At 71.6% G+C, this 22,739-nt stretch carries 22 protein-coding genes; 11 read left to right on the top strand and 11 right to left on the bottom strand.

All coding sequences use genetic code 11. The annotated features are described in order from the left end of the window. Positions 1-3: 3 nt before the first annotated feature. From ABD140_RS07750 to ABD140_RS07740, 3 genes are all read right to left on the bottom strand, one after another. The gene (locus ABD140_RS07750; protein ID WP_344238276.1) at positions 4-1,029 is read right to left on the bottom strand and encodes an ABC transporter permease; all 1,026 of its coding nucleotides are present in this window, start codon (positions 1,027-1,029) and stop codon (positions 4-6) included. Then, positions 1,026-1,880, bottom strand: coding sequence for an ABC transporter ATP-binding protein (locus tag ABD140_RS07745; protein WP_344238275.1), 855 nt, complete (start codon positions 1,878-1,880; stop codon positions 1,026-1,028). Before ABD140_RS07745 ends, ABD140_RS07750 begins: the two co-directional genes overlap by 4 nt. 88 nt (positions 1,881-1,968) lie before the next feature. Next, positions 1,969-3,204, bottom strand: coding sequence for an erythromycin esterase family protein (locus ABD140_RS07740; protein WP_344238274.1), 1,236 nt, complete (start codon positions 3,202-3,204; stop codon positions 1,969-1,971). Positions 3,205-3,482: 278 nt separating this feature from the next. Between ABD140_RS07740 and ABD140_RS07735 the strand changes: the two genes are divergently transcribed. Next, the gene (locus ABD140_RS07735) at positions 3,483-5,000 is read left to right on the top strand and encodes a serine/threonine-protein kinase (RefSeq protein WP_344238273.1); all 1,518 of its coding nucleotides are present in this window, start codon (positions 3,483-3,485) and stop codon (positions 4,998-5,000) included. A gap of 25 nt (positions 5,001-5,025) precedes the next feature. Here the strand turns inward: ABD140_RS07735 and ABD140_RS07730 are convergent, their stop codons facing one another. Then, positions 5,026-5,514 (bottom strand): MarR family winged helix-turn-helix transcriptional regulator, encoded by a 489-nt coding sequence (locus ABD140_RS07730; protein ID WP_344238272.1) that lies wholly within the window; start codon positions 5,512-5,514, stop codon positions 5,026-5,028. 38 nt (positions 5,515-5,552) lie between these two features. Here ABD140_RS07730 and ABD140_RS07725 point away from each other — a divergent pair, with 38 nt between their 5' ends. Then, positions 5,553-6,392, top strand: a complete 840-nt coding sequence (locus ABD140_RS07725; RefSeq protein ID WP_344238271.1) for an alpha/beta fold hydrolase — start codon at positions 5,553-5,555, stop codon at positions 6,390-6,392. A gap of 10 nt (positions 6,393-6,402) precedes the next feature. Here ABD140_RS07725 and ABD140_RS07720 read toward each other — a convergent pair whose 3' ends face one another. Next, positions 6,403-6,954 (bottom strand): TetR/AcrR family transcriptional regulator, encoded by a 552-nt coding sequence (locus ABD140_RS07720; RefSeq protein WP_344238270.1) that lies wholly within the window; start codon positions 6,952-6,954, stop codon positions 6,403-6,405. A 94-nt stretch (positions 6,955-7,048) separates the two neighbouring features. Between ABD140_RS07720 and ABD140_RS07715 the strand changes: the two genes are divergently transcribed. Then, positions 7,049-8,185, top strand: coding sequence for an acyl-CoA dehydrogenase family protein (locus ABD140_RS07715; RefSeq protein ID WP_344238268.1), 1,137 nt, complete (start codon positions 7,049-7,051; stop codon positions 8,183-8,185). 34 nt (positions 8,186-8,219) lie between these two features. On the opposite strand, the gene ABD140_RS07710 is transcribed toward ABD140_RS07715, so the two are convergent. Next, positions 8,220-9,074, bottom strand: coding sequence for a TetR/AcrR family transcriptional regulator (locus ABD140_RS07710; RefSeq protein ID WP_344238266.1), 855 nt, complete (start codon positions 9,072-9,074; stop codon positions 8,220-8,222). Positions 9,075-9,142: 68 nt separating this feature from the next. On the opposite strand from ABD140_RS07710, the gene ABD140_RS07705 reads away from it, so the two are divergent. Continuing rightward, a complete protein-coding gene (locus ABD140_RS07705) occupies positions 9,143-10,876 on the top strand; it encodes a right-handed parallel beta-helix repeat-containing protein (protein ID WP_344238264.1) in 1,734 nt (577 codons plus the stop codon). A gap of 48 nt (positions 10,877-10,924) precedes the next feature. On the opposite strand, the gene ABD140_RS07700 is transcribed toward ABD140_RS07705, so the two are convergent. The 4 genes from ABD140_RS07700 to ABD140_RS07685 form a co-directional block, all read right to left on the bottom strand. Beyond that, entirely contained in the window at positions 10,925-11,800 is an 876-nt protein-coding gene (locus tag ABD140_RS07700; RefSeq protein WP_486303341.1) for a formylglycine-generating enzyme family protein, read from the bottom strand. After that, positions 11,797-13,566, bottom strand: coding sequence for a sulfatase (locus ABD140_RS07695; protein WP_344238260.1), 1,770 nt, complete (start codon positions 13,564-13,566; stop codon positions 11,797-11,799). The genes ABD140_RS07700 and ABD140_RS07695 overlap by 4 nt, the downstream gene beginning before the upstream one ends. Continuing rightward, positions 13,563-14,795 carry an MFS transporter gene (locus ABD140_RS07690; RefSeq protein ID WP_344238258.1) on the bottom strand — a complete coding sequence of 411 codons (1,233 nt, stop codon included), beginning with the start codon at positions 14,793-14,795 and terminating at the stop codon, positions 13,563-13,565. Before ABD140_RS07690 ends, ABD140_RS07695 begins: the two co-directional genes overlap by 4 nt. A 63-nt stretch (positions 14,796-14,858) precedes the next feature. Further along, positions 14,859-15,476, bottom strand: a complete 618-nt coding sequence (locus ABD140_RS07685) for a TetR/AcrR family transcriptional regulator (protein ID WP_344238256.1) — start codon at positions 15,474-15,476, stop codon at positions 14,859-14,861. 79 nt (positions 15,477-15,555) lie between these two features. On the opposite strand from ABD140_RS07685, the gene ABD140_RS07680 reads away from it, so the two are divergent. The 6 genes from ABD140_RS07680 to ABD140_RS07655 all read left to right on the top strand — a co-directional run bounded on the left by ABD140_RS07680 (position 15,556) and on the right by ABD140_RS07655 (position 21,016). After that, positions 15,556-16,950 (top strand): GH1 family beta-glucosidase, encoded by a 1,395-nt coding sequence (locus tag ABD140_RS07680; RefSeq protein WP_344238254.1) that lies wholly within the window; start codon positions 15,556-15,558, stop codon positions 16,948-16,950. Positions 16,951-16,973: 23 nt separating this feature from the next. Then, on the top strand, positions 16,974-17,498 hold the full coding sequence (locus ABD140_RS07675; RefSeq protein WP_344238252.1) for a nucleoside deaminase: 525 nt from the start codon (positions 16,974-16,976) through the stop codon (positions 17,496-17,498). An 82-nt stretch (positions 17,499-17,580) separates the two neighbouring features. Continuing rightward, the gene (locus tag ABD140_RS07670) at positions 17,581-18,486 is read left to right on the top strand and encodes an ABC transporter ATP-binding protein (protein WP_344238250.1); all 906 of its coding nucleotides are present in this window, start codon (positions 17,581-17,583) and stop codon (positions 18,484-18,486) included. Position 18,487: 1 nt separating this feature from the next. After that, on the top strand, positions 18,488-19,228 hold the full coding sequence (locus ABD140_RS07665) for an ABC transporter permease (RefSeq protein ID WP_344238248.1): 741 nt from the start codon (positions 18,488-18,490) through the stop codon (positions 19,226-19,228). A 14-nt stretch (positions 19,229-19,242) separates the two neighbouring features. Continuing rightward, positions 19,243-20,397 (top strand): sensor histidine kinase, encoded by a 1,155-nt coding sequence (locus tag ABD140_RS07660; RefSeq protein WP_344238246.1) that lies wholly within the window; start codon positions 19,243-19,245, stop codon positions 20,395-20,397. Continuing rightward, a complete protein-coding gene (locus ABD140_RS07655; RefSeq protein WP_344238244.1) occupies positions 20,390-21,016 on the top strand; it encodes a response regulator in 627 nt (208 codons plus the stop codon). The genes ABD140_RS07660 and ABD140_RS07655 overlap by 8 nt, the downstream gene beginning before the upstream one ends. A 6-nt stretch (positions 21,017-21,022) precedes the next feature. Here the strand turns inward: ABD140_RS07655 and ABD140_RS07650 are convergent, their stop codons facing one another. Further along, the gene (locus tag ABD140_RS07650) at positions 21,023-22,114 is read right to left on the bottom strand and encodes an epoxide hydrolase family protein (protein WP_344238242.1); all 1,092 of its coding nucleotides are present in this window, start codon (positions 22,112-22,114) and stop codon (positions 21,023-21,025) included. 112 nt (positions 22,115-22,226) lie between these two features. On the opposite strand from ABD140_RS07650, the gene ABD140_RS07645 reads away from it, so the two are divergent. After that, positions 22,227-22,706 (top strand): MarR family winged helix-turn-helix transcriptional regulator, encoded by a 480-nt coding sequence (locus ABD140_RS07645; protein ID WP_344238240.1) that lies wholly within the window; start codon positions 22,227-22,229, stop codon positions 22,704-22,706. Positions 22,707-22,739 lie beyond the last annotated feature (33 nt).

Below are 22,739 nucleotides of genomic sequence, written 5' to 3'. Positions count from 1 at the left end.
GCTTCAGTCTGTCCCGCGCCGGAGACGCCAGAGACCGAACGCCGCCAGCAGAGCGCTGAGCAGCAGGCAGAATCCGGCCTCGAGCCACTGGAACGTCCAGTACCGTGCGGCCGGGTGGTAGTCGATCTCGAGGTGGAGATCGAGCCTGCCCAGGCAGGCGGCGGTGTCGCCGAAGGTGCCGCCGGTGCCTGTCTTCGGCGGGTCGTCGAGGCAGGCGCCGAAGACGTCCTCTGCGAGCGGGCTGCCGTCGGCGGTGAGCAGCGGGCTCGTGCGGCTGATCCACGCATCGGGATGGTCGGGGAGCGTGATCCCTCCGATGACCGCGCCGCCGCTGATGTTCCCCAGGTTCCGTGCCTGGTTCACGGCCTCGGTCGTCATGGCCAGGGTCGTCCGCTCGGGCGTCATGAGGTGGGGCCGGACGACGTTGGGCACGAAGAACTGGAAGGCGATCAGGCCGGCCATCGTGATGGCCATCGCGGGCAGCGTGCGGCGGATGAGGAGCCCGACGACGGTGCCGAACACGACGGCGAACACGGCGTAGGCGGCGGGGGCGAGGTGCCGGGCGCCGAAGGTGATGGTGCCGAACCGGTCCCCCGCCACCTCGTCGACCGGCGCCGCCGCCCAGGTGAGCAGCATTCCGGCGGCTCCCGCCATGATCATTCCGGCCAAGGCGACGAACGCGAGCCGGGTCGCGAACCAGCGGGGGCGGGACACGCTCTGGTTCCACACCAGGCGGTGGGTGCCCGCCTCGAACTCCCGCGCGACGAGCGGCGCGCCCCAGAACCCGCCGATGAGCGCGAGTGCCAGGCCGAGGCCCAAGGCCAGGAATATCAGCGGTGCCCGGTATTCGACCTGGAACTGGCCCAGCGCCTGTCCGCAGTCGCCGCTACCCCCGCAGCGGGCGAGGGCGGCGTCGTGCGCGTCGCGGATTTCCATGCCGAGGTACAGGAGGTATGCCGCGCCCAGCGCCAGCGCGACGGCGCCGACGCACGCCTGGAAACGGAACTGCCGCCAGCTCAACCAGATCATCGCTGGACCTCCCCTGCTGCCCGCGTCATGTAGGCGAGGACGAGTTCCTCGAGCGTGACGGGCGCTGCGTGCTGCGGCGGCACGGCGCCGATCCGCACGATCGCGTGCTCGCCGTTCGCGCGGATGACCTCCCCGCCGACGGGCGGCCCGCCTCGCGTCGGCACCCGGCGATGGACGGCGAGGAGTTCCCGGACGTTCCCGGTGAGCTGCACGCGGGAGTCGCCCAGCAGGATGATGTGGTCGCAGACCTGCTCGACGTCCCCGAGCAGGTGTGACGACAGCACCGCGCTGGCACCGAGCTCCGCGACGAACTCCGTCAGGCTCTTCAGGAACCCCTCGCGCGCCAGCGGGTCCAGCGCGGCGGCGGGCTCATCGAAGATCAGCAGGTCGGGGCGTTTGGCCGCCGCGACCGTCAACGCCAGCTGGGCCCGCTGCCCGCCCGACAGCCCGCCCGCCTTCTGCGCGGGATCCAGCCCGGCCCGCGTGATCCGCCGCTCGGCCAGCCTCGCGTCCCACGACGGGTTCATCCGCGCCCCCATGCGCAGGTGTTCGGCCACGCTGAACGTCCCGTACACCGGCGCGTTCTGCGCGACGAACCCCACCCGCGCCAGATGCGCCGGGTTCGCCGCGGGCCGCTCGCCCAGCACCCGCAGCCTGCCCGACGTCGGTTCGAGCAGCCCGCAGGCCATGTGCAGCAACGTCGACTTCCCGGCCCCGTTCGGTCCGACCAGCCCGACCACGCTCCCCTGGGGAACCGAGAAATCGGCACCGTCCAACGCGGTACGCCGCCCGTACTTCTTCGTCAGCCCCTCGGCGTGCAGCACCGGGGGCAAGATCTCCTGATGTGGCATGACCCCATCCTGGAAAAACGCCCCCTCCCCGCCATCACGCCAAAGTACGGCCCCCGCCGTTTCCGACCGTACTTTCGGCCATTTCTTCTCAAAGAGCGCTGGGGAACGTCTCGGGTTCGGTCTCGCCCGGGGGCTCGCCGTGGAGGGGGCGCAGGGCGGTGGTCTCGTCCAGCCAGAGGAAGGCGTCGTAGCGGCGGCCGGGTGTGGTGGTGACGTAGTTGCGGTGGCGGTCGCGGGCGGGATCGTAGACGACGCCGATGGCGCGGTGCTTGACCGGGGTGTCGTACCAGGTGGGACGGGTTTCCGGGGGCGGGGCGACGAAGAGGGCGCGGCCGGGGGCGGCGGTGTGCAGGAGGTCTTCGAGGGAGTCGGGGCGGGCGGGGGGCACCGGCATGATCTCGGCGGGGGCGTCCCACTCCCGGCCCGCGATCACCGTGCCCCGGTGGGTGCCGAAGCCGACCAGGACGACGGCGTCCGCGCCGCGGCGTTCCCGGACGAGCTGCCCGAGGTTGGTCATGCCGGCGGCGGCCATGTCGGTGGCGCGGGCGTCGCCGATGTGGGTGTTGTGCGCCCAGACGACGCCCTTGGCGCCGCCGTGGAAGTCGGTCAGCCGGTCGAGGGTGTCGGCCATGTGGACGTCGCGCAGGTTCCAGGAGTCCGGGCCGCCGCGCATCATGGCCCGGTAGTACTCCTCGGCCCCGGCCACGACCTCGGCGTTCTGGCGGGCGGCGAAGCCCTCCTCGTCGCCGGGGGCCTCCCGGCGCAGGGCCGCCAGCATGCCGACGACCTCGTCCTCGCAGGTGTCGGGGAGCAGCCGTGTCGCCAGGCCGTACCGCTGCGGATCATGCCCGTACGCCTCGAAGCAGTGCAGCGCCCGCAGCACCGTCTCGGTCTGCTCGGGCAGGTGGCTCTGGGCGTAGCCGCGCACGGCCTGCAGCGAGTCCCACAGGCTGTAGACGTCCAGGCCGTGGAAGCCCGCACGACGCTCCTGCGGCAGCGCGTCGTTCCAGCCGCGCAGCCACCGGCAGAACTCCCTGACCTCCTCGTTGGCCCACATGAACGTGGGCCAGCGGGCGAAGGCGTACACGGCCTCGTCGGGCGAGCCGTCCCCGGTGACCGCCCGGTGGATCCGGTCGCAGTCGGGCCAGTCCCCCTCGACACCGATGAACCGGAAATCCTTCTCGATGATCAGGCGCCGGGTGAGCTCGGCCCGCCAGGCGTAGAAGTCGTGCGTGCCGTGGCTGGCCTCGCCGATCAGGACGTGCCGCGCGTCGCCGATCCGCTCCAGCAGCGGATCGAGGTCACCGGACGTCTCCAGTGGCAACGCCGAACGCCTGATCTCCGCTACATGCGCCACGATCCCCCCGAAAAAACTTTCGTGCCGATAAGGCCGGTATGCCCCCTCGTAGGGGAGGAAACAGCCTCCTCCTCCTTCTTGGTCCGCACTTTCCGCCCGGATGAGGTCCCGCCGGACACGGACAAGGCACGGCGCGCTCCCGGACCTGGCCTCAAGCGGACAGAACCTGGAATCGCGAGCGCAAGATCGTCGGCTTGGAGCAGGTTTCTGTATGGCGTTTCCCCGAGTCGCGAAGGCGGGTGCGGATGATCTCCGGTCGCTACAGGGTGCTGGAGGAACTCGGGCGCGGCGGAATGGGCGTCGTTCTGCGCGCCGAGGACCGGACGCTGGGCCGCGAGGTGGCGATCAAGCAGATCCTCGCGCCCGACGGCCTGTCCCCGGCGGCGGCCGAGGCCCGCAGGCAGCGGATGATGCGGGAGGCGCGGGCCGCCGCGCAGATCCGGCACGGCAACGTCGTCACCGTCTATGACGTACTGGTCGAGGACGGCGTCGTCCACATCGTCATGGAGTACGTCCCGGGCCGGTCGCTCGCCGAACTGGTGGCGGTGGAGGGTCCGCTCGCTCCCGCGCGGACCGCGCGGATCGGTCTGGCGCTCCTGGAGGTCCTCACGGCCGCGCACGCCCTGGGCATCGTGCACCGCGACGTGAAGCCCGCCAACGTGCTGGTCCTCCCCGGGGACCAGGTCAAGCTCGCCGATTTCGGCATCGCGTTCCTGGCGGGCGACCCGACCCTGACCTCCGACCGCGCCATGATCGGCTCGCCCGGTTACATGTCGCCGGAGCAGGCGCGAGGACGGTCGGTGTCGCCCGCCACCGACCTGTGGTCGCTCGCCGCCACCCTCTACTTCGCCCTCGAAGGCCGCGGCCCGTTCGACGCGGACTCGGCCGCCGCCGCGATCGCCGCCGTCGTCGGAGACCCTCCGGCGCCGCCCCGCAACCCCGGCCCCGAGCTCGACGAACTGCTGTTCAAGCTCCTCACCAAGGACCCTGCGGACCGTCCCGACGCGGCCTGGGCCCATACGCTGCTGGCCCGCGCCGCGGGAACCCCGCACGCCCCGCCACCGGCTCCTCCGGCCCCCCGTCCGCAGCCGGTGCCCGCCCCGCAGGAGAGAGTGCCGGTCCGGATGGAGACCGGCCCGGGCCCGACGCATCCGCCGGACGACGCCTTCGTCGTCCGGATCAAGGCGGGCACCGTCGTGCGCAAGGGCAAGGGCGGGCGCCTGGTGTGGGGTCTGGTGATCGCCGTCGTGTTCCTGATCTGGTTCGCGGAGGCGCAGAAGAACGACACGTCGCCGACCGCCGACGACTTCGCCTTCGGCGTGGGCATGACGGCGCTGCTCGGCGGATTCCTCATCGCCCTGCTGTACGCCCTCCAGGCCATCTGGATGTTCCTGTTCGAGCTGATCGCACCCCGTCGGCTGCGCATCTCGGCCGAGGGCATCGACCTCGTCCGGGGTCTGCGCCATGTCCACTACACCTGGCCGCGCATCGCCTCCGTCGGCATCGTCCCCGGCACGGGACCCCGACCCCGCGCGGCCCTGGTCCTCCGCCCTCTGTTCGACTACACCACCACCGACCCGTTCGCCGGGCAGCGCCTGTCCTGGACGAACGCCCGCTCCCCCTGGCGCGAGAAGGAGACCGACACCATCGGCCTGTGCTGCCTCGACGAGCTCAAGACCACCCCGGGCCGCCTCGAGGCGGCCCTGCGCCACTTCGCTCCGCGGCCCGGCACCCCCTCACCTCCCCTCTCCGGACCGTGGTGATCTCCTCGGCCGCCGTGCGCCGGGGCTAAGCGTCGTGTTCGTCCGAGGGGCCGGGCGCCTCAGGCGGGTTCGCGATGATCGCGTCGCGGACCGCGGTGAGGAAGCGGTCGACCGTCTCCAGTTCAGCGGGGGTGAAGCCGTCGGTGGCCTCGATCAGCCGCCGGATGAGGGGGCCGAAGAACGACCAGCCGAGGGCGACGGCGGACTCGTCGACCTCGAGGAGGACGCGGCGGCGGTCGGCGGGGTCGGGGGCGCGGCGGACGAGGCCCAGGCGCACCAGCCGGTCGACCAGGGCGGTGACGGCGGGCGAGGCCAGGGCGAGGCGGCCGCCGAGCCAGCCGGGGGTGGCGCGGAGGCCGGCGCGGTCGGCGTCCAGCAGGTGGATCAGGGCGCGCAGGTCGGTGGGATGCAGGCCGTGCAGGGCGGCGAAGCGGTCGCTGACGAGGCTCAGCTCCACCGTGACGGCGCGGAGCAGGTGGACCAGCGGCATCCGTGGATCATCGACTTCACTCACTCGAGAAGTATATCGTTCAGTGAGATAAAGGAGGATGTATGACGGATGCCTTCTTCGCCGCCTATGCGGCACTCCTGAGCCGATGGCCCGCCGAGGTCGAGTCGTCCCACCTCGACTCGCCTTACGGACGCACCCGCGTACACGCGTGCGGCCCGCGCGAGGCCCCTCCCGTACTGCTGATTCCCGGGGGCGGCGCCACGTCGCTGGTCTGGACGTCCGTGGCCGGCCCGCTGGCCCGCGACCACCGGGTGTACGCGATGGACCTGATCGGCGACGCCGGTCGCAGCGTGGCGCGGGGGCGGCGGATGCGGACGGTCGCGGACGCCATGGACTGGCTCGACACCGTGCTGGACGGGCTCGGCCTGGCGAAGACGCACCTGTGCGGCCATTCGTACGGCGGCTGGCTCGCACTGGCCTACGCCATGCACGCACCGCACCGGGTGGACCGCCTCGCCCTGCTCGACCCGACCGACTGCTTCGCCGGCATGAAACCCGCGTATCTGCTGCACGCGGCGCCTTCCCTGCTCCTGCCCTCCCCCGCTCGCGTCCGCTCCTTCCTGGGCTGGGAGATCGCAGGACTCCCCGTCGACCGGGAATGGCTGGAGCTCTCCGCCCTGGCCGCGCGGTTGCCGCGCCCCCGGATCGTGCTGCCCAAGCGTCCGCGCCCCGAGGAACTGCGGCAGGTCGCCACGCCGACGCTGGTCCTGCTCGCCGAGCGAAGCCGCACCCATGACGCCTCCCTCCTCGCCGACGCCGCCCGCCGCTCGATGCCCTCCGTGACGGTGGACGTCGTCGCGAGCGCCTCACATCACAGCCTCCCGACCGGGGCGTCGGCGGAGATCGCGGGAAGGCTGTCGAGCCTCCTCGGCGCCGGCTGAGCCGCGGGTCTCAGGGGCGGGGGACGAGGAGGCGGGACAGGGCGGCGTAGGCGGCCGAGTCGTCCAGGCCGGTGCTCGCCTTGATCTCGCCGCTGTGGACGGCCTCCATGACCAGGGCCGCGACGGCTCCGGCGAACGCGGCGTCACGGCCCGGTGAGACCTCCAGCACCAGCTGCTTGACGCGGGCGGCGGCGAAGCGGGTGTTCCGCCGGTAGATCTCCCGGGCGGGGGCGAAGGCCGTCAGGTCGGCGAAGAAGGCGGGTGAGGCCGCGGCGAGCTCGGTGGAGATCGCGCTCAGGTAGCGCTCGACGCGCTCGCGCGGGTCGGCCTCCTCCGCCAGCCGCGCCTCGACGCGGTCGGTGGCGCGGCGAAAGAACGCCTTGACCACCGTGACGATGATCTGCTCCTTGCTGTCGGCCACCGTGTACAGGGTCGACTTCGAGCAGCGCAGCAGCGCGGCGAGGTCGGCCACGCCCAGGTCGGCGAAGCCGCGGGCCAGGAAGATCTCGATGAGCCGTCCGAGCAGCTCCTCCCGCCGCCGTGTCCGGGCTCCCGTCTCCATGGACCGGACGCTACCAGCCTTCGCCCCCGAGCAGTACCAGAAGAAGTTCTGCAGTACTGTGATGGGTACCATTCGGGCAGCGAAAGGAGCACCGATGCCCGCCGTACGCCTGCTTCCCTCCTCCGAGGCCGAGGACCTGCTCGCCCTGACCCGCGACCTGTGCGCCAAGGAGCTCCTGCCCCGGGTGGCGCGGGCCGAACGCGAGGAGGAGTTCCCGCGCGAGGTCTTCACCCTGCTGGGGCGGGCGGGACTGCTGACGCTCCCCTACCCGGAGGAGTTCGGCGGCGGAGGCCAGCCGTACGAGATCTACCTGCAGGTGCTCGAGGAGATCGGCAGCGCCTGGGCCAGCGTCGGCGTGGGCGTCAGCGTGCACGCCCTGTCGTGCTTCCCGGTCTTCGCCTTCGGCAGCGACGAGCAGCGCCGTCGCTGGCTGCCGGACATGCTCTCCGGCGAGAAGCTCGGCGCCTACTGCCTCTCGGAGGCCCACGCGGGCTCCGACCCCGCCGCGATGCGCGCCCGGGCCGTCCGCGACGGCGACGCCTACGTGCTCAACGGCGCCAAGGCCTGGACGACGCACGGCGGCCGCGCCGACTTCTACACCGTCATGGCCCGCACCTCCGACGACGGCGCCCGCGGCATCTCCTGCTTCCACGTCCCCGCCGGAACCCCGGGCCTGGAGTTCGACAAGCCCGAGGAGAAGATGGGCCTGACCGGCTCCACCACCGCCACCGTCCGGCTGGAGAACGTCAGGATCCCCGCCGACCACCTCATCGGCGCCGAGGGCCAGGGCCTGGCCATCGCCCTGGCCTCCCTGGACGCCGGACGGCTCGGCATCGCGGCCGTGGCCACCGGCCTCGCCCAGTGCGCCCTGGACCACGCCGTCGCCTACGCCAAGGAGCGCGAGGCCTTCGGCAAGCCGATCATCGCCCACCAGGGCCTCGGCTTCCTGCTGGCCGACATGGCCGCCGCCGTCGAGTCCGCCCGCGCCACCTACCTGTCCGCCGCCCGCTTCAAGGACGCCGGCCACCCCTACGCCCGCCAGGCCTCCATCGCCAAGCTCACCGCCACCGACAACGCCATGAAGGTCACCACCGACGCCGTCCAGGTCCTCGGCGGCGCCGGCTACACCCGCGACTTCCCCGTCGAGCGCCTCATGCGCGAGGCCAAGGTCATGCAGATCTTCGAGGGCACCAACCAGATCCAGCGCCTGGTCATCAGCCGCGGCCTCTGAGGCCGCCCCGTCCGGCGCGGCCGACGTCCTTGCGTCAGGCCCCGCCGGACCTGCGCCGACGGTAGGCGCGCTGGCGGCAGGAGGGCGAGCAGTACGCCCGCGGGCGCCCGGAGGCGGGCTGGTCCACGGGCGTGCCGCATACCGTGCACACCCCCGTTTCGTCACGAGATTCGTAACGCTCATGGATCATCAGTGAGATGCCGTCCAGGAGTCGCGCGAGACCGAACTCGAAGGGGTCCTCCGGGTCGTCGAAGCCGCCCTCCTCCCACAGGCGGGTGATCGTGGGGTAGGCGGGGAGCCGTTCGAACAGCGCGTCGCGGCCGCCCCACCACTCCTCGTGGCTCACCCCGCTGCGGCGTTCGGCCTCGGCCGCCTCCACCAGCAGCAGCGCCTCGGAGTCGAGGAACCTGCCGACGAGGCCGACCACCGCGATCACCTCGGCGGGGGTCAGGCCGGTGTCGACGACCGCGCTCAGCATCCGCTCGTACCGGGCGATGGCGTGGGGGCCCGGAATGTGGCGGCCACCCCGGACCTCCGCCAGCCACGGGTGCCTGCGGCGCAGCTCCCACCCCTCCCTGGCGCACGCCTCCAGCCGCGTCCGCCAGTCGCCCTCCTCCGGAGCTGCGCCGGCCTCGGCCGCCACCTCGTCGCACATGAGGTCGATGAGCTGGTCGCGCCCGGGGACGTGCCGGTAGAGCGACATCGTGGTGAAGCCCAGCCGCTCGGCGACCTTGCGCATCGACAGCCCGGCCAGGCCCTCGGCGTCGGCCAGCGCGACGCCCGCCCGCACGATCCGGTCGAGGCTCAGCCCCTGCCGGGGCCGCGCGCCGCCCTCCCGCCACAGCAGCTCCACCGCATGGTCGGGATCCCCTGCTCTTCCGCGTGCCATCAGTCGCCTCCTTGGTTTATGGTATACACCCTGTGTACGCCATAAACATGACAGGAGGTGGCACGCCCATGATCGAGTTGTTCGTCGCCCCCGACGGGGACGACTCCGCGCAGGGCACGTACGCGCATCCGTTCGCCACCCTCGACCGGGCCCGGCAGGCGGCCCGTACGCTCACCGGCGAGATCGCCATCCGGCTCAGAGCCGGGACGCACCTGCTGGCCGCACCTCTGGAACTCACCGAGGAGGACTCCGACGGCCGCAGCATCGTCTACCAGCCCCACGGATACGGCACCGCCGAACAGGAGGAAGCCGTCATCAGCGGAGGCCGCCCCGTCACCGGCTGGCGGCAGGAGGACGGCGTGTGGGCGGCCGACGTCGGCGACCTGGACACCCGCCAGCTGTACGTGGACGGCCGCCGGGCCGAGCGGGCGGGCATCGAGGGGCTTCCCGGCCGGGTCGCCATGACCGAGACCGGCTACACCACCGACAGCACGGCTCCGCTGACCTGGCACAGCCCGGGCGACGTGGAGTTCGTCCACCGGGGCGTCTACCCGTGGACGGAGGCGCGCTGCGGCGTCGCCGCGGTCGAGGCGGGCGGCGACGGCACCGTCATCACCATGGCGCAGCCCGCGTTCGCCCGCGCCCTCGACCTGTACAACTCCACCTGGGAGGGCCAGACCTCCCGAGGACCCGGCCTGCCGACCCGCATCGAGAACGACGCCGCCTTTCTCACCGAACCGGGCACGTTCGTCCTGGACCGCTCACACCCCGGCCACCACGTCCTGCGCTACCTGCCCCGCCCCGGCGAGCACCCCGACCGCACACGGGTCGTCGCACCGGTCCTGGAGACGCTGCTGCGCGCCACCGGCGTGCGCGGAGCGACGTTCCAGGGGCTGACGTTCGCCGACGCCACCTGGCTCCGACCCAGCGGACCCGAAGGCTTCCTGCACTACCACGGGAACGGTTTCTACACCGGCGGCCCCGTCCAGACGGTCTCCCTGGGCGAGGGCGTCGGCTCGGTGACCGTGCCCGGCGAATCGACCGCGATCCCCGCCTGCGTGGTGCTGGCGGACGCCTCCGACGTGCGGGTCGAGAACTGTCGCTTCACCCGGCTCGGCGCCGCAGGACTCGGCGTCTCCGGCGGCGCGGACATCACGGTGCGCGGGTGCGACTTCGACACGCTCTCCGCCGGAGCCCTCGTGGTCGACGGCAGCCGCTCCGCCCTTGTGGAGGACAACCGGATCCACCAGGTCGGCCTGGAGTTCTCCGGCTCGCCCGGCATCTCGCTGACCGGCACGACCGGATGCACCGTGGCCCACAACCACGTCGCCGACGTCCCCCACTGCGGCATCGTCGCCGGGCCCGGACAGGGCACCCGCATCCTGCACAACCTCACCACAGGCACCATGCAGGTCCTCGCCGACGGCGGAGGCATCTACCTGTCCGGCCCGCAGGGCGACTCCCACGACACCGGCGCGGTCGTCCGCGGCAACGTCATCGAGGACACCCGCACGCCGTACAACTTCGGCCTGTACACCGACTACGGCGCGGCGTGGGTGACGGTCGAGGAGAACGTGGTCGTCCGCGCCGACAACACGGCCGTCCTGCACGTGGCGCCGCCGCTGGACAACGTCGTCTACCGCGGCAACTTCTGGGACGCCGATCCGGTCGGAGCCGACGCGCCTCCCCCCGGCGTCACCTACGAAGGAAACACCACTTTCACCGGCGCGGACGAACCGGCGGCCGTGGCCGCCATCCGAGCCCGCGCCGGCCTCCTCCGCGAAGCCGTCGTCCCGTCCTGATCGGTCGTTCTCCGGCTCCGGGACGGCGGTCCCGGAGCCTTCCGCACGTCAGAGCGCGTACCGGAATCCGGTGTTGCCCGAGGAGCTGTCCGGGGAGTTGGCGGTGCGTGCCGCGACCCGGTAGCGGTTGCAGTAGGACTCATGGCACAGGTAGGAGCCGCCTCGCAGCACGCGGCCGTCTCCCCAGAGGTCTGCGCACCACTCCCAGACGTTCCCGGCCACGTTGTAGAGGCCGTATCCGTTGGGATCGAACGCGGTGACGGGAGCCGTTCCGGTATGCCCGTCCTCGGCCGTATTGCGGGTCGGGAAGCGGCCCTGCCAGATGTTGCACATGTGCCTCCCGTCCGGGGTGAGGTCATCGCCCCACGGGTAGCGCTTCCCGTCCAGGCCGCCGCGGGCGGCGTACTCCCACTCCGTCTCGACGGGCAGGCGGACGCCCGCCCAGCGGCAGAACGCCGTGGCGTCGTTCCAGGAGACGTGGACGACGGGATGGGCGCCGCGTCCGGCCAGGTCCGACCCCGGCCCTTCCGGGTGCCGCCAGTCCGCGCCCTGGACGGCGCACCACCACGGGGTGCGGTCGGCTCTCGGGGAGATCTTCCGGAGCGGTCCGGGCAGGAGACCCGCGAACACGTGCGACCAGCCGAACCGCTCGGCGTCGGTGCGGTAGCCCGTCGCGCCAGCGAACGCGGTGAACTCGTCGTTGGTCGCGGTGGTGGGCGAGATCGCGAAGGACGCGACCGCGACCTCCCGTACGGGTCCTTCGCCGTCCCCCGGGTTCGCGTCGCGGTCCTCGCTGCCCATGCGGAACGTGCCCGACGGGATCGTGACGAGCGAGGAGGCGGCTTCTCCCGCACCCACCGGAACATGTGCGCGGGGTTCGTCCGGTGCGGGAGCGCCCTGGCGGCGCGGTGGGCAGCAGGTCATAGCCCCGCCAGGTCGTCCGCGATGGCGTGGAGCGTCTCGCGGCTGATGAGGCCGGTCGCCAGCTCGGAGATCTCCAGGAGCGAGAACGGCATCGCCTCGGGCAGCATCGGGCTCTGCATGAGCGCGCCCAGATGGCGGCGCAGCACCGCCTCGGCCGCGGGTTCGGCGAGCAGGTCGCGGGTGGGGGTGAGCACACCGAGTCGCGAGGAGGGGAACGCGTCGGCGGTGAGCGGGGGACGTTCCGCCGCCTGCACCTGCTCCCACTGCTTCCGGACGAGCAGATGGTCGCCGGTCACGGGCCCGTTCTGCGGGAGTCCCAGCCGCTCGTACTGCTCGGGCGGGGCTTCCTCACTGCGCAGTAGATCGGTCAGCAGCTTGGCCATGCGCAGTTCGAGGTCGTCGTCGACCAGCGGAGACCGTTGTTCCGGGTCGTTTTCCAGGTCATAGAGGAGGGTCCCGAACGCGTACGGGTCGGTGTAGGAGTAGCCGGGTACGCGGAGCGTCACCACGCCCTTGGTGAAGGAGAACGGCTCGGCGAGGCCGGCCTGGCGCAGCGTCTCCACAGGGAACCGGCCTCGCATGTGCGTCGGCATCAGCGTGTACTCGGCGAGGGGCTGGTTGCCTTGGGCCGCGCACGCCCGCATGTAGACGTACCGGCCGTCGGTGACGCTCACGTGGCCGCCGAAGCAGCCGAACAGCCCCGCGTCACGTATCGGTACGTCTGCCGCCACGGTGTCGCGAAGCGGCACCCCCCTCATGTCGGGAGTGCGTGCGATGCCGAAGAACTCCAGCAGCGTCGGTCCGAAGTCGATCGTCTGGACCAGGCTCCTGCGCCGTTCTCCGCGGACGCGGCTGCGCGGATCCCAGACGAACAGCGGGGTGTGGATGGTCTCCCCCCAGAACGGCGGCGTGTTCTTGCCCCACCAGTCGTGTTCGCCGAGCAGGAGGCCGTGGTCGGTGCAGACGATGAGCAGCGTGTCCTCCCACAGGGACAGGTCGTCCATGAGGTCGAGGACCCGCCCGAGGGACCGGTCGCACATCGACAGCAGCGCCATGTACTGGTTGCGCAGATGGGCGACCTGTTCAGGGGTCTCGCTCACCCGTTTGTAGTCGGGCCAGTCGAAGTGAGGGCCGTCGTAGTCATCGGGATAGAGCTTCTTGTAGTCGTCGTAGCTGAAGAACGGTTCGTGCGGGTCGAACGTCTCGATCTGGAGGAACCAGCTGTCCTCGCGGTGGTTCGTGCGGATGAAGTGCAGGCCGGCGTCGAATGTCTGTGTCTGCGGATGGTCGGCCTCCTCCGTCAGGTAGAGGCGGTTGACCCAGTCCTGTCGGCGCAGCGGATTGGCGGTGTGCGGAACGCTCTCGGGGATGTCGGGGTCGGCGACGTGCCCTTTCCATTCGTCGCCTTCCTGCCCGCGGAAGAGCTCGAAGGTGTTGTAGCGCGGGTGGTAGGTGGCGCCGCCGTCGAGCCAGTAGTGCTGGTGGTCGGTCACCAGGTGCGTGTAGACGCCGTTCTCCTTGAGGATCTCCGGCACCGAATCGTCGAAGGGCTCCAGCGGCCCCCACCCGCGGTGCAGGAAGTTGTGGCGCCCGGTGTGCATCTCACGCCGCGCGGGCATGCACGGCATGCTCCCGCCGTAGCAGGTGTCGAAGGTGGCGGTCCGTTCGGCGAGGCGGGTGAAGTTGGGGGCGTGCACCCCCTGGGCTCCGTACGGCGGCAGGAAGCGCCGGTTGAGGCTGTCGAACATGACCATGATGGCTTTCAACGGACACTCCTGATCCGCATGACGGAGACGGACCCCAGCACCATGATGAGCGCCGCGGCCGCGTACAGGGCCTGGTAGTCGTCGAGGAGGGCGAGGACGGCCCAGCCGATCGCCGCGTAGAGGGGGACGTTCTGCGCGGCGTTGATGATGCCGAGGTCGCGGGCGCGGGTGCGCTGGTCGGGCAGGACGTCGGTGACCAGCGCCTGGTCCACCGACAGGAACGCGCCGAGGCCGACGCCCAGCAGCATCGCGCTCAGGATCGCGGTCGGCCAGCTCGGGACCACCGCCAGCAGCAGGGCGGCGGCGGCCTGGAGCGCGCCGGCGAGTGCCACCAGCTCTCTGCGGCGTCCCAGCCGGTCGGAGAGCCTTCCGCCGAGGAAGCCGGACACCGCGCAGAACACCAGGTAGACCAGGGTGAGGATCAGCAGCGACGTGTCGGGGTCCTTGCGGTGCAGGACGTCGTCGAGGAAGTACAGCAGGTAGGCGGTGCCGATGCCGTTGCCGGCGTTGATCAGGACGCGTGACGCCAGCGCCCAGTAGTAGTCGGGGTGTTTGCGCGGGCGCGGGAACGGCACCTTCTCCCCGGCCTTCACCCGTGCGCCGGGCTGCATGGCGGGGCCGGGGCGGCCGCGTCCGCCCAGCAGGAACGGCGCCGCGGCCACCGCGGCCAGGAACGCGATCACGGCCCAGCTCGCGCCGAGCGAGGTGACCAGCATCGTCACGATCACCATGCCGACGACGACGGCGACGACCTGCGGCACGCCCATCGCCGCCGACGCCGTCCCCCGCCGCCGCGGCGGCACCCGGTCGGCGATCACGGCGCTGAGCGCCACCAGGAACGCGGACGTGCCCATCGAGACCGGCACCATCAGCGCCGCGACGACCCGCCAGTCGTCCTGGGAGCCCACCAGCGCGAACGGGACGCCGGCGACCAGCAGGCCGCCCACCGCCCAGATCCGGCGGCGGCCGAACCGGCTGCGCGTCCGGTCGCACGCCATGCCCGCGAGCGGCACGCAGACCACCGCGACCGCCGCGTTCAGGATCAGCAGGAACGACAGGACGCCGACCTTCTGCTCCGGCTCGATGATCCCGATCAGGTGGGGGGTCATGAACTGCGGCGGCATCATGACCAGCAGCCAGTAGGCGAACCAGGCGAGCGCGTAGCCGAGGAACCAGTCGCGGCCCAGGTCTTCGGACGCGGAACGCGGGGGGACGTGTTCGGGGGTCATGTTCACCTCGGCGTGGGGGGCTGGGTAAGGAATACCACCGTTCCGGCCGAAAGTGAACAAGGCTCATGTTATTCCGGGGTGCGCGATCTCGCCGAAGTAGGCGCGCAGCAGGCGCGCGCCCAGCGCGATCACCGCGGCGTCGCCGTCCTCGTGCGTCTGGAAGGCGAGCCTGAGCACGCCGTCGGTGGAGGTGATGGCCACCAGCAGCACCCGTTCGGGGTCCGGCAGGGGCGGCAGGCCCGCCTCCCGGAGGCCGAGCGCGTACAGCTCCCCCGCCATCGCCGTGTCCGCGCGGCGCACGATGTCGGCGTCGTACGGGCTGCCGTCGCGGGGGTCGGCCACGAAGAAGCCGGGCAGGACGCGGCGCATCGCGAGGATCTCGTCGTAGACCAGGACCGCAGCCTCGCCCCAGTCGCCCACGGCCTCCCCCGCGAGCCGTTCGCGGACCCGGGCGAGCAGCAGCTCCAGGTTCCGCGCGGCCAGCGCCTGGAGCAGGCCGGTCTTGCCGTCGAAGAACTGGTACAGGGTGCCGATGGGGACGCCCGCCCGCTGGGCGACGCCCCGGGTGGTCAGCGCGTCGTGGCCGACCTCGGCGAGGAGCGCGGCGCAGGCGTCGAGCAGCCGCTCGAACCGCTCGACGCTGCGGCGCTGCACCGGCGCCCGCCGTACGCCTCCGGTCATGGACCCGCCCCTCCCTAGAAATATGACACTTGTTCATGTTCTAATGCGATCGCCACTCATGTTAGAACGGGAGTCACCCATGGACGCGCTTCCCCGCTTCCCCGCCGGGTTCCGGTGGGGCACCGCCACCGCCTCGTACCAGATCGAGGGCGCGGTCCGCGCCGACGGGCGGGGCGCCAGCGTCTGGGACTCCTTCTGCGCCGAGCCCGGCCGCGTCAAGAACGGCGACACCGGCGAGACCGCCTGCGACCACTACCACCGCTGGCCCGAGGACGTGGCGCTGATGGCCGGCCTCGGCGCCGACGCCTACCGGTTCTCCGTCGCGTGGCCGCGCGTCCAGCCCGACGGGCGCGGCCCCGCCAACGCCCAGGGCCTGGACTTCTACGACCGCCTCGTCGACGCCCTCCTCGACCGCGGCATCGCCCCCTACCTGACCCTCTACCACTGGGACCTGCCGCAGGCGCTCGAGGACGACGGAGGCTGGACGGCCCGCGACACCGCGCACCGCTTCGCCGACTACACGGCCCTCGTCGCCGACCGGCTCGGCGACCGCGTCGCCGCCTGGATCACGCTGAACGAGCCGTTCGTCCACATGTCGGAGGGCTACAGCCTCGGCACCCACGCGCCCGGCCGGATGCTGCTGCTGGACGCGCTCCCGGCCGCCCACCACCTGCTGCTCGGCCACGGCCTGGCGGTGCCGGTGCTGCGCGAGCGCGTCAGCGGCCAGGTCATGCTCACCAACAACTACAGCCCGGTCTGGCCGGCCGCCGACACCCCCGCCGACCGCGCCGCCGCGGACGCCTTCGACGCCCTCCAGAACCGCCTGTTCACCGACCCCGTCCTCCTGGGCCGCTACCCCGACCTGTCCGCCTACGGGGTGATGGAACTCCCGTTCGTCCAGGACGGTGACCTCGCCCTGATCTCCGCGCCGCTCGACGGCCTCGGCGTCAACTACTACAGCCCGACCCGGATCGCCTCGCCCGCCGGAGCCGCCCAGCACGAGGGCCCGACCGTGCTCGGCGAGGTGGGCGAGCGCATCCAGGAGGCGGGCCTGCCCTTCCAGGACACCCCGATCGAGGGCTACCCGGTGACCGCGTTCGGCTGGCCCGTCGTGCCCGACGCCCTGCACGAGCTCCTCACCGGCCTGCGCGCCGCCTACGGGACCGCGCTCCCCCCGATCACCATCACCGAGAACGGCTGCTCCTCCCACGACGAGCCCGGCAGCCCCGACGACGACCGCGTCACCTACCTGGACGGCCACCTCCGCGCCCTGCACCGCGCCATCACCGACGGCGTCGACGTGCGCGGCTACTTCGTCTGGTCCCTGCTGGACAACTTCGAGTGGGCCGAGGGCTACAGCCAGCGCTTCGGCCTCGTCCACGTCGACTTCGAGACCCAGAAGCGCACCCCGAAGGCGTCCTACCACTGGCTCCGCGCCCAGTTGGAGGCCCAGCACCGCCCGGACGACCAATGATCACGCAGTGATATATCAGGAGTATGGGAACATCGAACGGATCACAGGCCGTCACGGATCAGGACCGCGTCTTCCTCCGCCGCTGCGTCGACCTCGCACGTGAGGCGCTGGAGGACGGCGACGAGCCGTTCGGCTCCCTCCTGGTGGACGCGCGGGGCGCCGTCCGCTTCGAAGACCGCAACCGCGTCAAGGGCGGCGACAACACCCGCCACCCCGAGTTCGAGATAGCCCGCTGGGCGGCGGCCCACCTCACCCCCGAGGAACGGCGCACCAGCGTCGTCTACACCTCGGGCGAACACTGCCCGATGTGCAGCGCCGCCCACGCCTGGGTCGGTCTCGGCCGCATCGTCTACGCCTCCAGCAGCGAACAGCTCACCGCGTGGCTGAAGGCCTGGGGCGTCGAAGCGGGGCCCGTGGCCCCGCTTCCCATCACCACCGTCGCTCCGCACCTCCCGGTCGCGGGACCCGACTTCTCCTTCGAGGCCGAGATCCGCTCCCTGCAAGCCGCGCTGCGGGGCGTCGAGGAACCGGGCGGATCCCGGTCGTAGGGCGGCATCAGCCGATCGGTTGATGGCAGGAGGAGCGCTTCGGGCGATGTGGGCGGGTATCGCCTGAAGCGATCCTCGAAGCATGTCGATCATCGAAGTCAGCGGCCTGCGCAAGGCCTACGGCGGCCGTCCCGTGGTGGACGGCGTCGCGTTCGCCGTCGAGGAAGGGGAGATCTTCGGGATCCTCGGCCCCAACGGCGCCGGCAAGACCACGACCGTCGAATGCGTGGAAGGGCTGCGCGAACCCGACGCGGGCACCGTCCGCGTCGCCGGGATCGACCCGCGCGCCGACCGCGACGGCCTCACCCGGATCCTCGGCGTCCAGCTCCAGGAGAGCGAACTCCAGGAGAAGCTGACCGTGCGGGAGGCCCTGGAGCTCTACAGCGCCTTCTACCCGAACCCGGCCGAATGGCGCGGGCTCGCCGAACGCCTCGGCCTCACCGGCAAGCTCGCCACCCGCTTCGGGAGGCTGTCCGGCGGCCAGAAACAGCGCCTCTTCATCGCCCTCGCCCTCATCGGCCGGCCCAGGGTCGTCGTCCTGGACGAGCTGACGACCGGCCTCGACCCGCGCGCCCGCCGCGACACCTGGAAGCTGATCGAGGAGATCCGCGACTCCGGCGTCACCGTCCTCCTCGTCACGCACTTCATGGAGGAGGCCCAGCGGCTCTGCGACCGGATCGCGGTGTTCAAGCAGGGCCGCGTCGCCGCCCTCGACACCCCCACCGGGTTGATCCGCCGCAGCTCCGGCGGCACCGTCATCTCGTTCACCCCGTCCAGGCCTCTCGGCGACGGCGACCTGGCCGCTCTGCCCGAGGCCTCGTCCCTCGAGCGGCGGGACGGCCGCCTCACCATCCACGGCACCGAAACGACCGTCAACGCGGTCATCTCCCTGCTCGCCCGGCACCGGACCACGGCCCACCAACTGAGAGTCGCCGACTCCACGCTGGACGACGCCTTCCTCGAACTCACCGAAGACCTGGAGAACTGACGTGTCCGCGTCCACCGCCGTCCTCAGAGCAGAACTCCGGCTTTTCCTCCGCGAGCCGTTCAGCTTGTTCTGGATCGTCGCCTTCCCCACCGTCCTGCTGACGATCCTGGGCCTGGTCCCGCCGTTCCGGGAACCCGACCCCGAGCTCGGCGGGCTCCGGGTCATCGACCTGTACGTCCCGGTCAACGTGCTGGTCGCCATGCTCATGGCCGGGGTCCAGACCCTGCCGCCCGTCCTGTCGGGCTACCGCGAGCGCGGCATCCTGCGCCGCATGTCCACCACGCCCGTACGGCCCCTCTCGCTGCTGACCGCGCAAATCGCCCTGCATTTCGCGGCGGTTCTGGGCTCGGCGCTGCTGGTCGTGGCCGCCGGCCGGATCGTCTTCGACGTGGCGCTGCCCGGCCACCTTCCCGGCTACCTGGTGGCGCTCCTCCTCGGCGCTCTCAGCGCGCTCGCGATGGGCGCCGTGGTCACCGCGGTCTCTCCCACCATCAAGGCCACCATGGTGGTCGGTTCGGTCGTCTTCTTCCCGATGATGTTCTTCACGGGCGTCTGGATCCCCGTCCAGACCATGCCCGACCTGATGCGGACCATCGTCGAGTACTCCCCGTTCGGCGCCGCGTCCCAGGCCCTCCACCAGGCCGCCGGGGGCGCCTGGCCCGATGTGGTGCATCTCGGGGTCATCGCCGCCTGGGCCGCCGTCCTGATCGCCGCCGCCGTGCGCTGGTTCCGGTGGGAATAGGAGAAAATACCTCGATGGTGACTCTCCAAGAGCAGTGGGAGCGGTTCCACCGCTGGGGACCGTTCGGCCTGCTGCTCCTGGCCGCCTTGATGGCCCTTCTCATCCGGGAAGAGGTCATGTCGCCCGCGGAGGAGCGGACGGCAGTGCCGTTCTTCCTCGCCGCGCTGCTCCTCCAGATCCTGCACGCCTTCGGGAAGGTCCCCGGCCCCGTCTACTTCTGGATCCGCACCGCCGTCGCGTTCGTCCTCACCTGGCTGAACCCGTTCTTCTGCATCTACGTCGCCCTCGGGTACTTCGATTTCCAGTACTACCTGCCCGGCCGCTGGGCCCTGGCCGGATCGTTCGTCACGGTGTTCACCATGGCCGGCGCCCAGTCGGGCGGCCTCCCGCCGGAGGACTTCACCGGGGTGGCCGCGTTCATCGGTCTTTTCGTCCTGAACGCTGGACTCGTCTTCATCTTCACCGGCCTCGCCGAGAGGGAGCTCGAGCAGTCACGCGTCCAGGCGGAGACCATCGCCGAACTCGAGCGGACCAACGCCCGCCTGGAACAGGTCCTCGCCGAGAACGCCGGCCTCCAGGCCCAGCTCCTGGTCCAGGCCCGCGAGGCCGGCGTCAACGACGAACGCCGCCGCCTGGCCGCCGAGATCCACGACACCATCGCCCAGGGCCTGGTGGGCGTCATCGCCCAACTCCAGGCCACCGAGGAGAACGAACACGTCCGCCGCGCCACCGACCTCGCCCGCGAGAGCCTCCGCGAGGCCCGCCGTTCCGTGCAGGACCTCGCGCCCACCCACCTGGAGCACGACACGCTCCCCGACGCGCTGCAGAAGATCGCCGGCGGCCGTGCCCGCCTCACCATCACCGGGACGGCCGAACCCCTGCACGACGAGATCGAGGCGGCCCTCCTGCGCATCGCCCAGGAGGCGCTCGCCAACGCCGCCAGGCACGCCCACGCGGACCGCATCGGCGTGACCCTCTCCTACATGGACGACGAGGTGACACTCGACGTCCGCGACGACGGCCGCGGTTTCACCCGCCCTTCCCGCGGCTTCGGCCTGACCGCCATGCGCGAGCGCGCCGAACGCGTCGCCGGAACCCTGGAGGTCGAGTCGGAACCGGGCCGTGGCACGGCCGTCTCCGCCCGCGTACCGTTGATCCGCCATGACTGACATCACCCTGCTGGTCGTCGACGACCACCCCGTCGTCCGGAACGGGCTGCGCAGCATGTTCGCCGCGGCCCCCGGATTCGCGGTTTTGGCCGAGGCCGCCGACGGACGGGAGGCCGTCGCCCTCGCGGAGGAGCTCCGCCCCGACGTCGTCCTCATGGACCTGCGGATGCCCGGAGGGGGCGGCGTCGAGGCCATCACCGAGATCACCCGCCGGGGCCTGCCCTGCAAGGTCCTCGTCCTGACCACCTACGACACCGACACCGACACGATCCCCGCGATCGAGGCGGGCGCCACCGGCTACCTCCTCAAGGACGCGCCCCGCGAAGACCTCTTCAACGCCGTCCGCGCCGCCGCCGAAAGCCGCACCGTCCTGTCGCCGGACATCGCCGCCCGCCTGGTCACCCGCGTTCGCGAGCCCCGCAGCGGGACCTTGAGCGCCCGCGAACGGGAGGTCCTGCGCCTGGTCTCCCGCGGTACCGCCAACCGGGAGATCGCCGCTGAGCTCTTCATCAGCGAGGCCACGGTCAAGACCCACCTCACCCACATCTACGCGAAGCTGGGCGTCAAGGACCGCGCCGCGGCGGTCGCGACGGCCTATGACAGGCACCTTCTGCCCTGACGCGGCTCACGGTTCGCCGTCGACGCGGGCGAGGAAGAACTTCCGGACGTCCTCGGCGAACAGCTCCGGCACCTCCATCGCGGCGAAGTGGCCGCCGCGGTCGAACTCCGACCAGTGCCTGATGTCGTGCAGCCGCTCGGCCAGGGGGCGCACCGACTGGGTGATGTCGTGTGCGAAGACCGCGACGCCGAGCGGCACCGGGCACCGTCCGGTCCCGCGCGAAGCGTCGTGGTGCAGCCGCGCCGAGGAGGCCGCGGTGGCGGTCAGCCAGTACAGCGAGATGTCGGTGAGCATGCGGTCGTCGCTGATCTGCGAGCCGGGGTCGGTCCAGTGCGCGAAGCGCTCGGCGATCCAGACCAGCTGGCCGACGGGCGAGTCGGTCAGCGCGTAGCCGATGGTCTGCGGGGTGAGGGCCTGCAGCGCCTGGTACGGCGGACGGTCGCCCATCAGCCGCCTGACCTTGTCCAGCCGCGCCTCGTCCGTCGCGGAGAGTTCGAGGCCGGCGTCAGGGTCCGGGCGGGTCGGCAGGTAGTTGACGTGCACTCCGACGACGTGCTCGGGCGCCACGGTGCCGAGCGCGATGGAGATGCCCGAGCCGAAGTCGCCGCCCTGGGCGCCGTAGCGCTCGTACCCGAGGCGGCGCATGAGCTCGGCCCAGGCCCGCGCGATGCGGACGGTGTCCCAGCCGCGCTCGTGGGTCGGCCCGGAGAAGCCGTAGCCCGGGATCGACGGGATCACCAGGTGGAAGTCGCGCGACAGCGGCTCGATCACGTCGAGGAACTCCAGGAACGAGCCGGGCCAGCCGTGGGTGAGGACCAGCGCGAGCGCGTCCGGGTTCGCGGACCGGACGTGGACGAAGTGGATGTTCTGGCCCTCGATCTCGGTGGTGAAGTGCGGGAGCCCGTTGAGCTCGGCCTCGTGCGCGCGCCAGTCGTAGCCGGTGCGCCAGTACTCGGCCAGCTCCCTGAGCCGCGCCAGCGGGAAGCCGTAGTCCCATCCGGCGTCGGCGACCTCGTTGGGCCAGCGGGTGCGGGAGAGCCGGTCGTTCAGGTCGTCGAGGTCGGCCTGGGGGATGTCGATGCGGAACGGCACGATCATGGTCTCAGCTCCCGGAAATCCATAGGGATACCAAATATTTGGACGACAAACGTTTGCCTTCCAAACGATAACACGATCATTGGTGTCCCAAACGATTCGCTAGACTCCTCCCGTGGAGAACCCGTCCGAGAACAGACCCGCCGCCTGGCGGCGCCTGCCCAGCTGGCTGCTCACCCAGACCGCCGGCCACGCGCACCGCCTGGTGACCGAGGGGTTCTCGGCCGCCGGCGGCCGCGGCTACCACTACCGCCTGCTGGCGGTGCTGGCGGAGTCCGGCCCGGCCAGCCAGGCGGCACTGGGCCGCCGCAGCGGCATCCACGTCAGCGACATGGTCGCCACGGTCAACGAGCTCGCCGAACACGGACTGGTCGAGCGCGCCCCGGACCCCGCCGACCGGCGGCGCAACATCATCTCGCTGACCGCCGAGGGCGGGCGGCAGCTGCGCCGGCTGGAGAAGCGGCTGGCCGAAAGCCAGGACGAGCTGCTGGCGCCGCTGTCGCCCGAGGAGCGCCGGCGGCTGGTCGAGCTGCTGACCAGGCTGCTGGACCACCACGACCGGCAGGCCGGCTCCCCCGGGGAACCGCCGGGCTGACGGCCCGTCACCGGGTACGGGCGAAGCCCTGCC

Origin of the sequence: Actinocorallia libanotica, from assembly GCF_039525175.1 — a bacterium.
Taxonomy (GTDB): Bacteria; Actinomycetota; Actinomycetes; order Streptosporangiales; family Streptosporangiaceae; genus Actinocorallia; species Actinocorallia libanotica.
This window is presented reverse-complemented; position numbering and strand designations above follow the sequence as displayed.